This is a genomic window from Rhodococcus cerastii, assembly GCF_033042195.1.
Classification (GTDB): Bacteria; Actinomycetota; Actinomycetes; order Mycobacteriales; family Mycobacteriaceae; genus Rhodococcoides.
The window spans coordinates 55462-70246 of sequence record NZ_JAWLKF010000013.1 but is presented as its reverse complement, the minus strand read 5'-3'; the positions used below and the strand labels follow the sequence as shown (position 1 = coordinate 70246).

Genomic DNA, 14785 nt, shown 5'->3' with positions numbered 1-14785 from the left:
ATCTTGTTCCCGGCCCGAACGCGCGGTGTACTCGATGCATGCGTACACAGGTTGCCATCATCGGAGCAGGGCCCGCGGGTCTGCTGCTGTCCCACCTGCTCGGGGAGCAGGGAATCGATTCCGTTCTGATCGAGTCGCGCACGCAGCAGTACGTGCTCTCGCGAATCCGCGCAGGCATCCTCGAACATTCGACGGTTCAGCTGCTCGACGACCACGGCCTCGGCGATCGATTGCATCGCGAGGGCCACGAGCATCGCGGAATCTATCTGCAGTGGCCGGAAGAGCGGCACCACATCGACTTTCGCGACCTGGTGGACCGAAGCGTGTGGGTGTACGGGCAGACCGAGGTGACCAAGGATCTCGTGACGGCACGCGAGAAGGCCGGCCAGCAGATCTACTACGACGTCTCCGACACCGCATTGCACGACGTCGAGTCCGACGCCCCGTATGTCACGTTCACCGATTCCTCCGGCACGCCGATGCGGATCGATGCGAATGTCGTTGCCGGATGCGACGGTTCGTTCGGTCCCAGCCGCGCCGCGATGCCGGATTCGGTACGCAACACCTGGGAGCGGACGTATCCGTATTCCTGGCTCGGTGTGCTGGCCGATGTGCCGCCCTCGACCGACGAGCTCATCTACGCCTGGCATCAGGACGGATTCGCGATGCACTCGATGCGATCGTCGACGGTCAGCCGGCTGTATCTACAGGTTCCCAACGGCACCGACATCGCCACCTGGTCCGACGACCGTATCTGGGATGCGCTGGCACGCAGGCTCGGTCACGGTCAGGACGGCTGGGAGCTCACTCCGGGGCCGATCACCGAGAAGAGCGTGCTGCCGATGCGCAGCTACGTGCAGACACCGATGCGACACGGCAACCTCTTTCTGGCCGGCGACGCCGCGCACATCGTGCCGCCGACCGGAGCGAAGGGCCTCAACCTCGCAGTGGCCGACGTAGCACTGTTGGCACCGGCGCTGACATCCTTGCTGGGCAAGAACGACTCCCGCTCCGCCGATACCTACAGTGACGACGCCCTCCGACGCGTCTGGCGCTGCACCCACTTCTCCTGGTGGATGACGACCATGCTGCACACCGGCGACGATCCGTTCGACACGCAGCTGCAACTCTCGCAACTGAAATGGGTGGCCTCGAGCGAGGCAGGGGCCACGGGACTGGCAGAGAACTACGCGGGACTTCCCATCGGCTTCTGAGCCCTGCCGAGCTCGCAGTTGTGCAGGAAAACGGCCGACATCGATACATAACTGCGAGTTCGGCACTCCGGCGGTGGTGCCAGAGACTTAGGGTGGCACCATGCGCATCGACGAGTATCGGAAGTACGACGGTCTTGGCCTGGCGGGATTGGTTGCCGACGGTGAGGTGACACCGCGCGAATTGCTCGACTGTGCACTGGCGCAGGTCAAGTCGATCGATCCGCGGCTCAATTCGGTGGTGCGGGTGATGTCGGAGCAGGCCGACGACCAGTTGACGCGACCGCTGCAGGGGCCGTTCGCCGGCGTGCCGTTCCTGATCAAGGACCTCTCGCAGGACTACGCCGGCCTGCCCACATCGAGTGGATCGCGTTCGTTGACGGATCTGCCGATGCCCGAGCATTCCACGGTGGTGCAGCGCTGGCTCGACGCAGGCCTGGTGATCTTCGGCAAGACCAACACTCCGGAATTCGGGGCGAAGGGGATCACCGAACCGGCGGTGCACGGCGCGACTCGAAACCCCTGGGATCGCAGCAGAACTCCCGGTGGATCGTCGGGTGGATCGGCCGCCGCGGTCGCGTCCGGCATCGCCGCGGTGGCGGGAGCCAACGACGGCGGCGGTTCCATCCGGATTCCGGCGTCGTGCTGTGGGCTCGTCGGGCTCAAGCCTGGACGCGGACTTGTGCCGTCGGGCCCCACGTTCGGCGAACCCATGCACGGGGCAGCGGTGCAGGGCGTCGTGTCGCGGTCGGTGCGCGATACCGCCGCGATGCTCGACGTGCTGGCGGGCGGCGAGGCGTCGTCCGGCTACCTGCCCGCGCGTTCGGACGGAACGTTCCTGTCTCGAACGGAGATGGACCCGAAGCCTTTGCGCATCGGCATGTATGCCGTGACATCGGTCAATCCGTCGCCCCACCCGCAGGCCGTCGCCGCGATGGAGTCCGCCGCCGAGACACTCACCGACCTCGGCCACACCGTCGAGCTGCTCGACGCCCCGCCGTACGACGACGCGAACCTCAACCGCGAGTTCCTACTGGCCTGGTTCACCTACCTGGCATGGGAGATGGACGAGGTGAAACGCAGAACCGGTTGCGGCGACGACAAATTCGAGCGTGACACCCGCATCATGGCGGCGCTGGGCAGATCCGCCAGTGGCGTCGAGTACCTCGAAGCGGTGGAAGGTCGCCACGTTCACGTTCGTGCGCTGGCCACCTTCTTCGAGAAGTACGACCTGCTGCTCACGCCGACTCTTGCGGAGCTGCCTCCGAAGATCGGTGCCTTCGATCTCGCGAAGCCGTTGGAACTGGCATCGGAGTTGTTGTTGCGCAGCAGGACTGCCGGAGTCTTGCGATACACCGGCATCGTGGATCAGATGATCGACGACAACATCTCGTGGATTCCCTACACCCAGCTGGGAAACGTCACCGGGCGTCCGGCGCTGTCGCTTCCCGTGCACTGGACCCCCGAGGGCCTTCCGATGGGCGCGCACTTCACCGCACCGCTGGGAGGCGAAGCACTGCTCGTCCAACTGGCCGGACAGTTGGAACGAGCCGTGCCGTGGGCGCACCACTACGCCGACATCGGTTAGCGGGTCGCTCCGAGCAAGGCCTTTCCGAGGATGCCCGACGGCCGTTGCCGTACCTGGCCGTCGACGATGTCGACGACCCCACCTGCCCACTCGGGATCGGTGTCGGCGGCAGCCTGGGGATCGGCGTGGGCATCGGTGCCCTCCTCGGCTGTGACGGTGATGGAACGCTCGAGAGCCTCTCGGACGCTCATCAGCGACGTACCGGGCTCGGCGAACACCTCCGTCGCCGCGTTCCCACGGCGCACCACCATGTCGTGGGTGAGGCTGTCGACCAACGAGATCACCGTGCCTGGAGGCATGGCGGTGATGGTGGCGACGGCGCGGCCCACCAGACCGGTCGGCAACAGCGGAACCGGAATCTGTACTCGACGCAGACCGGCGACGCTGCCGTACGCCTGCAGCAGTTCCGGGTAGCTCATCGTCTCGGTTCCGCCGATGTCGAACGTTCCCGGGCGTGCGGTGTCGCCGAGGGCACGCGCGATGATGGCGACCACGTCGACGACGGCGATGGGCTGCACCTGCCTGCGCATCCACGTCGGGATGGGTGTGAGCGGCAGACGCTCGGTCATCCGGCGCACCAGCTCGAACGAGGTCGATCCCGAACCGAGGATGATCGCCGCCCGCAGCACGGTGGCGTCGACGGAACTGTCGAGGAACGTCTCCTCGACCTGCAGTCGAGAGCGCAGATGATCGGACAACGGGGTTCCGTCGTCGGGAATGAGGCCGGAGAGGTAGACGATCCGGCGCAGGCCGTTGCGCTCCGCGGCGGCGGCCATGGACTGCGCGGCGTGGCGATCCTTCTCGACGAAGTCGCCCTCGTCCATCGAGTGCACCAGGTAGACGACGGCGTCCACGTTCTCGGTCGCGGTGTCGAAGGTCTCGTGATCGTCGAGGTCGAAGTGCACCGCGGTGACGTGAGCGCCCCAGGCGAAGCGCGATTTCTTGCTCGGATCGCGCATGGCAGCGTGCACCTGGTGACCCTGTTCGAGGAGGACCGGGATCAGCCGAGATCCGATGTATCCGGTTGCGCCGGTGACCAGCACTCGCATGACTTTCTCGTTTCTGTAGACAATGGCCATACCCCGTCGGAGCAGTCTCACTCCCCGGCGTCGGAGGCAGATGACACACTGTGCGGGTGAGTGCGCGTATCAGGAACAACGTCAGGGTCGTGGGGGCTGTCGACGGACCCGTGGTGATGCTGGCTCACGGCTTCGGTTGCGACCAGACGCTGTGGCGTTCGGTGACCGATCTTCTGGCTCCGAATTTCTCGATCGTGCTGTTCGATCACGTCGGGTCCGGAGCGTCGGACCCCTCGGCGTGGGATGCGGACAAGTACGCGCCGCTGGACGCCTACGTCGATGACATCGTCGACATAGTCCGGGAACTCGACCTCCGCGACGTCACGTTCGTCGGCCATTCGGTGGCGTCGATGATGGGTGTTCTCGCGGTCCAGGCGGCTCCCGAGTTGTTCGGCAAGCTCTTTCTCCTGACGCCGTCCCCCCGGTACATCGACGACGGTGACTACCGCGGTGGATTCAGCCGCGAGGACATCGACGAGTTGCTCGAGTCGTTGGACAGCAACTACCTGGGGTGGTCCGCATCGATGGCACCGATCGTGGTGAACGCGCCGGATCGGCCGGATCTGGAGAACCTGTGGACCGCGAGCTACTGCCGAACCGATCCCGAGTGCGCACGGGTGTTCGCCCGCACCACCTTCCTGTCCGACAATCGCGCTGATCTGGCCGGGGTAGCCCTGCCCACGATGATCGTCGACTGTGCGCGGGATTCGCTGGCACCGCCTCAGGTGGGCAGATACGTCCACGAACACATCACCGGCAGCACTCTCCGGACACTCGACGCCAGCGGACACTGCCCGCACGTCACCCAGCCCGAACAGACCGCCGAGGCGATTGCGACCTTCGTGAGATCGTCGTGATTCACGAACTCGACATCGAGGACCTGTACGAGAACGCGCCATGCGGTTATCTCTCGGTTCTTCCGGACATGCGAATCGTGAGACTGAACTCGACGCTGGCGAACTGGCTCGGCTTCGACGTCGACGCCCTGATCGGTACCGACTTCACCCAACTTCTCACCGCCGGTGGCCGGATCCACTACGAGACCCATTTCGGCCCGATTCTGCGTATGTACGGCCAGCTCGACGGCATTGCCATCGACTTCGTGACGTCCGATCGCCGACGGCTGCCCGTGTTCATGACCGCGAACGTCAAGACCGACGAGACGGGCACGCCGGTACTGATTCGCATCACCGCGCTCGACGCCAGGGACCGTCGCACCTACGAACGCGAGTTGCTCGAGTCCCGAACGCGAGCGGAGCTGCTGGCGAAGACACTGCAGCGGTCTCTGCTGCCGCCTGCCCTGCTGCCGCCGTCGGGAATGACCGCTGCCGCTCACTATCACGCGGCATCGAGCGACGAGGTGGGTGGAGATTTCTACGATCTGTTCCCGCTGTCGGACGACCGCTGGGGATTCTTCCTCGGCGACGTGTGCGGCAAGGGTGCGTCGGCCGCAGCCGTGACGTCGTTGACGCGGTACACCCTGCGCGCGGCCGCGGTGTACGACCACGACCCGGTCGCTGTTCTGCACAATCTGGATTCGGTTCTGCGGCAGGAGTTCCGCGAGAACAACGCGCAGTTCTGCACTGCGGTGTTCGGGGTGCTCAGCCGCTCGGCCGGAGGATTCGAGGTGTCGATGGCCAGCGGCGGTCATCCGCCTCCGCTGGTGATGCGGGCCGACGGCAGCGCGCACTACGTCCACATGACGGGTGGGCAACTCGTCGGAATTCTGCGTCACGCGCGGTTCGTGCCTGCCACCGTCACATTGAGCGCAGGCGACACCCTGATGCTCTACACCGACGGCCTCACCGAGGCCCGGGTGGGCACAGGTCGATACGACGACGAGGGCGCGCTGCTCGAGTTCGCGACCGCCAACGCCCCGGCGGCACCGGCGGCAATCGTCGAGAATCTGCGGGTCCTGCTGAACAGCTTCGGCGACGGGTTGGCCGACGACGCAGCAGTGATGGCGCTGGGAGTGTCGTCAGTCGAGAGCGGCGAGGGCTGACGCCAGATCTGCGTGCAGCGCGAATTCCTGATCGAGACCCATCAGTCTGATCGGGCGGCTGGTGGTCGGCCCATCGGCGACGACCGAGAAGGCAACGGTGTCCCCGTGGTCCTTCTGGGTCGTTGCCAGCACGGTCATGGCAGCCGAGGCCAAGAACGAGACCTTGCTCAGATCGACGATCAATGCAGCAGGCGTGGTGGAAATCTGTGCGTCGATCGCGCTCGACAGTGCGGGGGCCGTGGTGACGTCGAGTTCACCGGCGACCGCGATGACGGCCGCGCGCCCGTCGTTGCTGGACTGGATGGAAAATCCGGCGGTGTTCGTATCGGCTGGCATCTGCACTCCTGAATCGTTACCCGCCGCGCTCGTCGACGGGGCATGCGGACCATTCAATCAGTAGGTCCTATTGGAACGTGACCTGCGTTCCTCTGAGTGCGGGAGCGCCGACCGTCGTGGTCCAGGACGGCACTGCGTCGGGCTCGATTCCCGTGGCCCCGCCGTAGACGACGGCCAAGGTCTGTTGCTCGGTGACCGAGTTCGCGTACGAGGCGGGCACGGGGGAGAGCTGCGGAACCGGAAGCGACGGAATGTCCTGTTCACCGGGGTTTCTCGACGGCACCTGGTACGAGCCGTCGTTGGGGGAACTGCCCGGGTACTGCGGGAAGTACTCGCCGGCCGAGCGGTCGAGGGGGGAGTAGCAGGTGGGTGGGCGTTCCTGCTCGAACAATCGCGGCTCGTCCTGATTCGGTAGGTACCGACCCTTCGGATTGACGAACGGCATCGAGACGTTGATGCCGGGGTACTCGTCGCCGACACCGGTGACGATCCTGCCGCGCCTGGCCCCCTCCGCGAATTGGGCGACGGTGCAGCCGAGAGCCGGGGAGAACTCGGCGAGCACCTCGAGTGCTTCGCGGGAATTCGCGGCCAGCCCGATGATGTCCGCGGAGTTGGCATCGAGGAAGTCGGCGGTGGTGTTGGAGGCGGATGTCAAAGACGCGTAGAGCGTCTCGAGGGCCGGGCGCTTCTCGACGACGGTATTTCCGGTGGTCCGCAGGTTGTCCAGTGCGTTGATCAACTCGGGGGCCGCATCGGCGTAGGTCTGCGAGAAGTCGGCGAGCCCGCGCAGGTCCTCCTGGATTGCGGGCAATTCGGTGTTGAGCCCGGCAAAGATGTTCTCGAGTCTGTCGATCGTGAGGCCGAGCTCTTCGCCGCGACCGCTCAGGCCCTGTGCGAGCGCGCCGAGGGTGTTCGACAGGTCCTCCGGCGGCACGGCCTGGAGCAGCGGCAACAGGCCGTCGAGCACCTGCCCTACCTCGATGGCGTTGCCGCTGCGGTCCTGCTTCAACACCGTGCCCTCGGTGATGGGCGACCCCGGCCTGCCGTCCGGCAACTCCAACGCGACGTAGCGCTCGCCGAACAGTGTCTTCGGCAGCAGTCGCGCGGTGGCGTTCGACGGAATCATCTCGGCCATGTCCGGTTCGATGGCCAATTCCGAGGTGACGACGCCACCTGCCGTCGTCGCAGATCGCACTTCGCCGACGATCAGGCCGCGTACTTTGACATCTGCGTTGCGGGGAAGTGCGTTGCCGACGCTGTCGGTTTCGAGGGAGACCGTCACCACGTCCTTGAACGTCTTGTTGTACGAGGTGACGCTCCACCCGACGAACACGACGATGAGCACGACGAGAGCGATTCCGAGGAGTCGGTTCTGGACCGGCGAGGGGGAGCCGGTCATGGATAAGTCGCAACGACAACAACAGCCATGTCGCGAACCTTAGTGGTACACAACGTCACACTTACTACCGAAGATTGGTTTGTGAGATGGACCTAGCACTTCGGTAGAAATGTGACAGGGACCACGATTGTCAGTCGGCGATCAGCCGGGGTGCGTGGAACCAACCGCCCTGCCCGCCTTCGCGCTGCCGGCCGATGACGTAAGTCCCCGGCGCGATTCCGGTGGCTCCGTGTTCGGGATGAATGAGGTATGCCGTCTGCGAGTTGGTCAGGATGCCCAGGGCCAGACCTCGGACGTCGTGCACGGGACTGGCCCACGAGCAGAAGCCACCGTCGGCCACCAGGCTGTGCGGGTTGCCGCCTGCTGCGCTGCGCAGTAGTTCGATTCCCGTCAGCGGCACGGTCTCGCGACGCGTCTGTTCGGTGGGGACGACTATGCCGTCGAGCAGTACGTACGGTACGACGATCAGATCGCCCTGGGCTTGCAGACCGTCGATGACGGGCACGGAGATCTCCTTGTCGAGATAGTCGAATACGTCGAGCCCGGTGAGGTCGGTCAGTGCGGACAGTGTGATGTTCGAGTTCATGTGTTTCACCTTGGGTGTGTTGTCGGGGTATGGGGTCAGGTTCTGCGGAGTAGTCGGCCGTAATCGGCTCCGGCCAGACCGTAGGTCCAGCCCGCGGCGTCGACCGCGGACGAGAACGCGCCGGGAACGCGAAGCCCGTAGCGTCGGCGCTCGCCGTCTCGTTCGCGAGAGCCGTTGACGGCAAGCAGTATTCGGCCCTCACCTCCCCAGCCCGCGGGTGTGGCGAACAGTTGCAGGGTGCAACCGGGATTGCCCGGATCGTCGTCGGTGTCGACCAGTCGCAAACCGGCTCGGTCCAGGTAGGCATCCCAGCCGATTCGTTCTATGGCGCTTCGTCGGATCTCGACGTTGCGTTCGACGGTGATGCGCTCGACCGTCGGATCGTGGATCACCCACTTGGGAACCACGGTCCCGTTCAGGACGTGGACACCGCTGCCGTCGCCGAACTCGACCGCGGGCGAGGACGAATTGTGCAGTCGCACTTCACCGTGCACCGGATCGGGAATCGGTTCGGTGTGCAGAACCGTCGGCCGTTCGGACATCACCGCGATGTCGTCGAACGCCCACCACCATCCCGTCGATTCGACGAGGGCCGATTGAATGTCGAGAAGTTCGTTGTCCTCGTGCCCGAACGTCATGAGGCCGAAGGAGCGATAGATGTCGTAGTAGGCGACGCGATGGGCTTCCTGCTGCCCGTACCAGCTGACGGTGCCGAAGGGGTGCGGCGCGAGGGATCGGACGGCAGTGGCAACACCGTCGAAGAGGCTGGTGTGCAATGATTTTCGCACGGTTCGGCGAATGATCGGATCGGGACTGATGCCGGCGCGGGCAGCGTCCGTCGGCGAGCGGCGTGAGACGTCGATGCGCGCTACCAGATCGCGCTGTGCATTGCGGTCGGAATAGAAGTACTGCTGCGGCCATTCGATCTGTCGTCGATCGATTCGCTGGTCCATCCGGTGCCGGGAATCGGACAGAATGGATGCGATTCGGGCTCCCACGTCTGCGTTGTTCGCCAATGTCCTGGCGGTGATCAACTCTGCTGCGGCTGCCGGAGAGGGGACCCACACGAACTGTGGATCGGGGTGCCCAGATTTTCGATACAGCTGTGCCACTGCGGATTCCGCGGTGGTTCTATCGGAGGGGCCGGATTTCAGGCCGTAGCCGAGCCATCGATCGCGCTGCGCGCAGACCGCACGAATGCTCTCGGCGTATTCATCGGGATTGTCACTGAATGTGCCGCGACGGGGAAATGTCGACGGCATCGGCACGGCGCTCACGTGAGGGAGGCGGTGTCCGCCTTTCCGGTTGTCATGAAGAAAAGAGTGACACGAGAATCGGATGAGCGCAAGGCGCACGTGCACGAAACTTCGTAGTGGGTTACGAAGTTCCGCTCACGTGGGTCAGCCGCGCGAGCGCAGGATCAACTGGGCCGCGCTGATGTCGTCGATGACGAGATCGGTGATCAATCCGCCGCGCAGCGCGGCGGTGAGGGCATCGAGTTTGGACGCTCCGGCGACGATGCAGACTCGGCGCGGAACCACCTTGAGGCGATCCAGACTCGGTCCACTCGATCTGTCGTTCAACGCAATTCGGTCGTGACTGCCGTCGGAGCGCAGGAACACGGTGGCAATGTCTCCGACGACGCCGTCGCGCTGGAGCTCGGCTCGATCCTCGCGCTCGAGGTAGCCGGCGCTGTAGACGTGACTCGGAACGGCACCGCTCATGACGCCGATGCTGAACACGGCGAGGTTCATCCGATCCTGCAGTTCGAGTACTCGCTTGATGCTGCGTTCGCGCCACAGGTGTTGCCGGGTTTCGGGGTAGTCGAAGAATGCAGGCACCGGAAATCCCTGCGCCACAGCGCCGTATGCGTCGGCGAAGGTTCGGACGATGTCGGTGGCGTAGGAGACTCCGGTGGTGCGGGTGTTGGCGGCCCCGTTGAGCTGCACGACGGTGGAGTTGTGGGTTCGTTTGGGTGCGAGCTTGCGGCTGACGGCGCTGACGGTGGTTCCCCAGGCGACGCCCATCACCATGTCGGACTCGAAGAACGATGTCAGCAATCGGCCTGCGAAGGTGGCGACCCGATCGAGGCGTTGCAATTCGTCGACGGTTTCCGACACGGGGACGACATGTGCACGAATGTCGTACAGATCGGCGAATGCCCGCTCGATTCGTGGTGCCTGACCGAGTGGGGTGGAGATCTTGATTTCCACCAGTCCTGATGCCCGCGCGAACGTGATGAGTCGTGAGACTGTCGAACGAGATACGCCCAGCTCACGGCCGATCGCCGCCATCGTCATGTCCTGGAAGTAGTAGAGGCGCGCTGCCTGGGTGGCATGGCCGGTCCGCAGATCCGATTCGGGCGCTATGCGTTGGTCCGTCACCGTCGCAGTGTACGACCGCTTTGCACATATGTGCATCAGCTGTGCAACGCAGTGCAGGCCGTCTACCGTGGCAAACAGCACGCAATGTGGCGTGCATCACCAACTTTGCGGAGGCTACACAATGGCTCGTAAGGAACCGGAATGGGGACTGCCGGCGCACATGGCTGCCGAGTTCGCCGGAACCATCATTCTCATTCTGTTCGGCGTCGGCGTCGTCGCGCAGGTCGTCTCGGGCGGTGAATCGGGAAGTCTCGGAGACCACGACTCGATCGCCTGGGCATGGGGGCTGGGCGTGATGTTCGGCATCTACGTCGCGGGTCGTATCACCGGCGCGCACCTCAACCCCGCGGTCACGATCACGTTCGCACTCTTCCGCGAATTCAGCTGGAAGATGGTTGCGCCCTACATCCTCGCGCAGACCGCAGGTGCCTTCGTGGCCGCGCTGCTGGTGCGCTGGAACTACAACGACATGATCAACGCAGTGGACCCCGGGCACACCACCGCCACCCAGACGATCTTCTCGACGCTTCCCGGAAACGGAACGTTGCCCGTCAGCGTGTCCTCGGCGCTGATCGATCAGATCATCGGCACCGCGATCCTGCTGTTCCTCATTGTGGCAGTGACCGATTCACTCGGCACCGCACCGATGGCCAACATGGCCCCACTGATCGTCGGCCTCATCGTCGTCGCCATCGGCTTCGCATGGGCCACCAACGCCGGATACGCGATCAATCCGGCCCGAGATTTCGGACCTCGCCTGGCGTCGTACATCACCGGATACGGTGGAGCCTGGCGAGATCAATACGGCGGCCTGTACTTCTGGGTCCCGATCGTCGGACCTCTCGTAGGCGGACCGATAGGAGTGTTCCTGTACGACCTGCTCATCGGAAAGAACCTCCGCAAACAAGAAGGTTCGACGCCCGAGCCGCCATCACGACTCCCAGCAGACACCCAGACCACAGGAGAGAAGCCATGACCGAGTTCGCAGGAAAGTACGTCGCCGCGATCGATCAGGGAACCACGTCTTCACGCTGCATGATCTTCGATCACGCGGGCACCGTCGTCGCGGTCGATCAGAAAGAACACCAGCAGATCTTCCCGCAGGCCGGCTGGGTCGAGCACGACGCGTCGGAGATCTGGGACAACGTGCGCGCCGTCGCGGCCGGTGCCATGGCCGCCGCGGATCTGACGCGCGAGGACATCGCCGCCGTCGGCATCACCAACCAGCGTGAGACGGCGCTGGTGTGGGAGCGCGAGACGGGCAAGCCGATCTACAACGCCATCGTCTGGCAGGACACCCGTACCGATCGCATCGCCACCGCACTCGGCGGCGGCGACGCCAACAAGTACACCGCCACGACCGGCCTGCCGTTGGCCACCTACTTCTCCGGCCCCAAGATCAAGTGGATCCTCGACAACGTCGACGGCGCACGGGCGAAAGCCGAAGCGGGAGAACTGTGTTTCGGCAACATGGACACGTGGGTGCTGTGGAACATGACCGGCGGCACCGACGGCGGGTTGCACTACACCGATCCGACCAACGCCTCGCGCACCCTGCTGATGGATCTCGACACCCTGCAGTGGGACGAGGGCATCTGCGCCGACATGGGCATACCGATGTCGATGCTGCCCGAGATCAGGTCGAGCTCCGAGGTGTACGGCACCGGCCGTGAACGCGGACCGTTCCGCGGAGTGCCGATCTCCGGAATCCTGGGCGACCAGCAGGCGGCCACCTTCGGGCAGGCCTGCCTGTCTCCCGGTGAGGCCAAGAACACCTACGGCACAGGCAATTTCGTTCTGCTCAACACCGGCACCGAAAAGGTCATGAGCAAGAACGGCCTGCTCACCACCGTTTGCTACAAGATCGGCGATCAGCCGACGGTGTATGCACTCGAAGGCTCGATCGCGGTGACGGGCTCGCTGGTGCAGTGGTTGCGGGACAACCTCGGCATGATCTCCTCGGCTGCGGACATCGAGACCGACGCGCGTTCGGTCGACGACAACGGCGGTGCCTACTTCGTGCCCGCGTTCTCGGGTCTGTTCGCTCCGCACTGGCGTGCCGATGCCCGTGGTGCCATCGTGGGATTGACACGATTCGTCAACAAGGGCCACCTGGCCCGCGCCGTACTCGAAGCCACTGCGTACCAGACGCGTGAGGTCATCGAGGCCATGAACGCCGACTCCGGGGTCGATCTCGAGGTGCTCAAGGTCGACGGCGGAATGGTGGTCAACGAACTGCTGATGCAGTTCCAGTCCGACATTCTCAATGTCGACGTCGTCCGGCCCGTCGTCGCCGAAACCACCGCTCTCGGAGCGGCATACGCGGCCGGCCTGGCCGTCGGGTACTGGGAGAGCGAGGACGACATCCGTCAGAACTGGGCCGAGGACAAGACATGGACACCGTCCATGGACGAAGACCAGCGGGCGAAGCTCTACGCCGGCTGGAAGAAGGCAGTAACACGTACTCTCGATTGGGTTGATGAAGAATGAGTTCCACCACAACGGCTTTGAGCCCGGAGTCCCGCGCAGACGGATTGGCGCGGATGGAAGCCGAAGAGCTCGACATCCTGGTGATCGGCGGCGGCGTCGTCGGAGCGGGCACCGCACTCGACGCCGTCACCCGCGGCCTGAAGGTCGGTCTGCTCGAAGCGCGTGACTACGCGGCCGGCACTTCCAGCCGCTCGAGCAAACTGTTCCACGGCGGTCTGCGCTACCTCGAGCAGTTCAACTTCGCGTTGGTGTTCGAGGCGCTCAAGGAGCGTTCGCTGGTACTGAACAAGCTGTGCCCGCACCTCGCGCGCCCGGTGCCGTTCATCTACCCGCTCGAGAAGGTGATCGACCGTCCGTACGTCGGTCTCGGCATCGGCGTGTACGACGTCATGGGTGCCGGACGCGGCGTCCCGAGCCATCACAAGCACCTCGGCAAGAAGAAGACGCTCGAGTCCTTCCCGTCCGGCAAGCGCTCGGCGATCCGCGGTGCGGTGAAGTTCTACGAGGGCCAGGTCGACGACGCCCGGCACACGATGATGCTCGCCCGTACCGCGGCGGCCTACGGTGCGTTGTGCGCCAACAGCACCCGCGTCACGGGCTTCCTGCGGGAGGACGACAAGGTCGTCGGCGTCGTGGCGAGCGACCTCGAAACGGGACGCTCCTTCGAGGTCCGGGCCAAGCAGGTCATCAACGCGGCCGGTGTCTGGACCGACGAGGTGCAGCAGATGGTCGGTGGGCGTGGACAATTCCAGGTCCGCGCCTCCAAGGGTGTGCACCTGGTGGTGCCGCGCAATCGCATCAACAGTGCCACCGGCATCATCACCCGAACCGAGAAGAGTCTGCTGTTCGTCATCCCGTGGGGCAGTCACTGGATCATCGGCACCACCGATACCGACTGGAAGCTCGACCTGGCTCATCCGGCCGCGAGCCAGAGCGACATCGACTACATCCTGGGCCACGTGAACAAGCTGCTCGCCGATCCGTTGGACCGCACCGACGTCGTCGGTGTGTACGCGGGACTGCGACCGCTGCTGTTCGGTGAATCCGATTCCACCAGCACGCTCTCGCGCGAGCATGCGGTGTCCAGCCCGGTACGAGGGCTGACGGTGATCGCCGGCGGCAAGTACACCACCTATCGCGTGATGGCCAAGGACGCAGTCGATTCCGCGGTGCACGGACTCGAACGTACGGTACCGAAATGCGTCACCGAGGACATTCCGCTCGTCGGTGCCGACGGCTACCTCGGGGCGTTCAACTCCCGCGCTCTGACGGCCGAACGCACCGGGATGCGCGTCTCACGCGTCGAGCATCTGCTCGGTCGGTACGGCACTCTGATGGGTGAGCTGCTGGATCTGATCGACGCCGATCCGGAGCTCGGCAATCCTCTCGCGAGTGCACCGGAGTACCTGAAGGCGGAGGTGGTCTATGCGACCAGTCACGAAGGCGCGCAACATCTCGACGACATCCTGACCCGTCGTACGCGCATCTCCATCGAGGTCCCCGACCGCGGAGAAGCGGCTGCAGAGGAAGTGGCGCATCTCGTCGCACCGATCCTCGGGTGGGACGCTCAGCACGTCGCCGAGGAAATCGAACACTACCGGCTTCGTGTTCTGGCAGAACGAGATTCGCAGGAACAACCGGACGACGACACCGCCGATGCGGCTCGCCTCGGAGCACCGGACGTGCGCCTCGGCGTGAGCTGAAAACGCT

General features: G+C 64.6%; 13 protein-coding genes. 7 read left to right on the top strand and 6 right to left on the bottom strand.

What is annotated here, in order from left to right:
• Positions 1 to 38 precede the first annotated feature (38 nt).
• The gene (locus R3P93_RS19725; protein ID WP_317533831.1) at positions 39 to 1214 is read left to right on the top strand and encodes a 4-hydroxybenzoate 3-monooxygenase; all 1176 of its coding nucleotides are present in this window, start codon (positions 39 to 41) and stop codon (positions 1212 to 1214) included.
• A gap of 100 nt (positions 1215 to 1314) precedes the next feature.
• Positions 1315 to 2799 carry an amidase gene (locus R3P93_RS19720; RefSeq protein ID WP_317533830.1) on the top strand — a complete coding sequence of 495 codons (1485 nt, stop codon included), beginning with the start codon at positions 1315 to 1317 and terminating at the stop codon, positions 2797 to 2799.
• Here the strand turns inward: R3P93_RS19720 and R3P93_RS19715 are convergent.
• Complete coding sequence (locus tag R3P93_RS19715; RefSeq protein WP_317533829.1) at positions 2796 to 3848, bottom strand: NAD(P)H-binding protein; 1053 nt, start codon at positions 3846 to 3848, stop codon at positions 2796 to 2798. The genes R3P93_RS19720 and R3P93_RS19715 overlap by 4 nt on opposite strands.
• 86 nt (positions 3849 to 3934) lie before the next feature.
• On the opposite strand from R3P93_RS19715, the gene R3P93_RS19710 reads away from it, so the two are divergent.
• Together R3P93_RS19710 and R3P93_RS19705 are read left to right on the top strand one after the other, a co-directional pair.
• Positions 3935 to 4735, top strand: coding sequence for an alpha/beta fold hydrolase (locus R3P93_RS19710; RefSeq protein WP_317533828.1), 801 nt, complete (start codon positions 3935 to 3937; stop codon positions 4733 to 4735).
• A complete protein-coding gene (locus R3P93_RS19705) occupies positions 4732 to 5880 on the top strand; it encodes a PP2C family protein-serine/threonine phosphatase (RefSeq protein ID WP_317533827.1) in 1149 nt (382 codons plus the stop codon). Before R3P93_RS19710 ends, R3P93_RS19705 begins: the two co-directional genes overlap by 4 nt.
• On the opposite strand, the gene R3P93_RS19700 is transcribed toward R3P93_RS19705, so the two are convergent.
• The 5 genes from R3P93_RS19700 to R3P93_RS19680 form a co-directional block, all read right to left on the bottom strand.
• Complete coding sequence (locus tag R3P93_RS19700; protein ID WP_317533826.1) at positions 5857 to 6216, bottom strand: STAS domain-containing protein; 360 nt, start codon at positions 6214 to 6216, stop codon at positions 5857 to 5859. The two genes, R3P93_RS19705 and R3P93_RS19700, sit on opposite strands and share 24 nt — an antisense overlap.
• A 67-nt stretch (positions 6217 to 6283) precedes the next feature.
• Positions 6284 to 7615, bottom strand: coding sequence for an MCE family protein (locus R3P93_RS19695; RefSeq protein WP_317533825.1), 1332 nt, complete (start codon positions 7613 to 7615; stop codon positions 6284 to 6286).
• Between the two features lie 130 nt (positions 7616 to 7745).
• Positions 7746 to 8201 carry a hypothetical protein gene (locus R3P93_RS19690; RefSeq protein WP_121872888.1) on the bottom strand — a complete coding sequence of 152 codons (456 nt, stop codon included), beginning with the start codon at positions 8199 to 8201 and terminating at the stop codon, positions 7746 to 7748.
• A gap of 35 nt (positions 8202 to 8236) precedes the next feature.
• Positions 8237 to 9478 (bottom strand): DUF6745 domain-containing protein, encoded by a 1242-nt coding sequence (locus tag R3P93_RS19685; RefSeq protein WP_394855334.1) that lies wholly within the window; start codon positions 9476 to 9478, stop codon positions 8237 to 8239.
• 123 nt (positions 9479 to 9601) lie between these two features.
• Positions 9602 to 10585, bottom strand: coding sequence for a sugar-binding transcriptional regulator (locus R3P93_RS19680; protein WP_317533824.1), 984 nt, complete (start codon positions 10583 to 10585; stop codon positions 9602 to 9604).
• A gap of 121 nt (positions 10586 to 10706) precedes the next feature.
• Between R3P93_RS19680 and R3P93_RS19675 the strand changes: the two genes are divergently transcribed.
• From R3P93_RS19675 to R3P93_RS19665, 3 genes are read left to right on the top strand one after another with little or no spacing between them, the layout of a single operon-like run.
• Positions 10707 to 11561: an MIP/aquaporin family protein gene (locus R3P93_RS19675; RefSeq protein WP_317533823.1), complete on the top strand. Its 855-nt coding sequence runs from the start codon at positions 10707 to 10709 to the stop codon at positions 11559 to 11561.
• A complete protein-coding gene (glpK, locus tag R3P93_RS19670; RefSeq protein WP_317533822.1) occupies positions 11558 to 13075 on the top strand; it encodes a glycerol kinase GlpK in 1518 nt (505 codons plus the stop codon). Before R3P93_RS19675 ends, glpK begins: the two co-directional genes overlap by 4 nt.
• Entirely contained in the window at positions 13072 to 14778 is a 1707-nt protein-coding gene (locus R3P93_RS19665) for a glycerol-3-phosphate dehydrogenase/oxidase (RefSeq protein ID WP_317533821.1), read from the top strand. The genes glpK and R3P93_RS19665 overlap by 4 nt, the downstream gene beginning before the upstream one ends.
• Positions 14779 to 14785 lie beyond the last annotated feature (7 nt).

Coding starts and splice junctions, on each gene's coding strand:
- R3P93_RS19675 (WP_317533823.1), top strand. CDS start 10,707: ATGGCTCGTAAGGAACCGGAATGGGGACTGCCGGCGCACATGGCTGCC.
- R3P93_RS19720 (WP_317533830.1), top strand. CDS start 1,315: ATGCGCATCGACGAGTATCGGAAGTACGACGGTCTTGGCCTGGCGGGA.
- R3P93_RS19715 (WP_317533829.1), bottom strand. CDS start 3,848: ATGCGAGTGCTGGTCACCGGCGCAACCGGATACATCGGATCTCGGCTG.
- R3P93_RS19665 (WP_317533821.1), top strand. CDS start 13,072: ATGAGTTCCACCACAACGGCTTTGAGCCCGGAGTCCCGCGCAGACGGA.
- R3P93_RS19725 (WP_317533831.1), top strand. CDS start 39: ATGCGTACACAGGTTGCCATCATCGGAGCAGGGCCCGCGGGTCTGCTG.
- glpK (WP_317533822.1), top strand. CDS start 11,558: ATGACCGAGTTCGCAGGAAAGTACGTCGCCGCGATCGATCAGGGAACC.
- R3P93_RS19700 (WP_317533826.1), bottom strand. CDS start 6,216: ATGCCAGCCGATACGAACACCGCCGGATTTTCCATCCAGTCCAGCAAC.
- R3P93_RS19690 (WP_121872888.1), bottom strand. CDS start 8,201: ATGAACTCGAACATCACACTGTCCGCACTGACCGACCTCACCGGGCTC.
- R3P93_RS19695 (WP_317533825.1), bottom strand. CDS start 7,615: ATGACCGGCTCCCCCTCGCCGGTCCAGAACCGACTCCTCGGAATCGCT.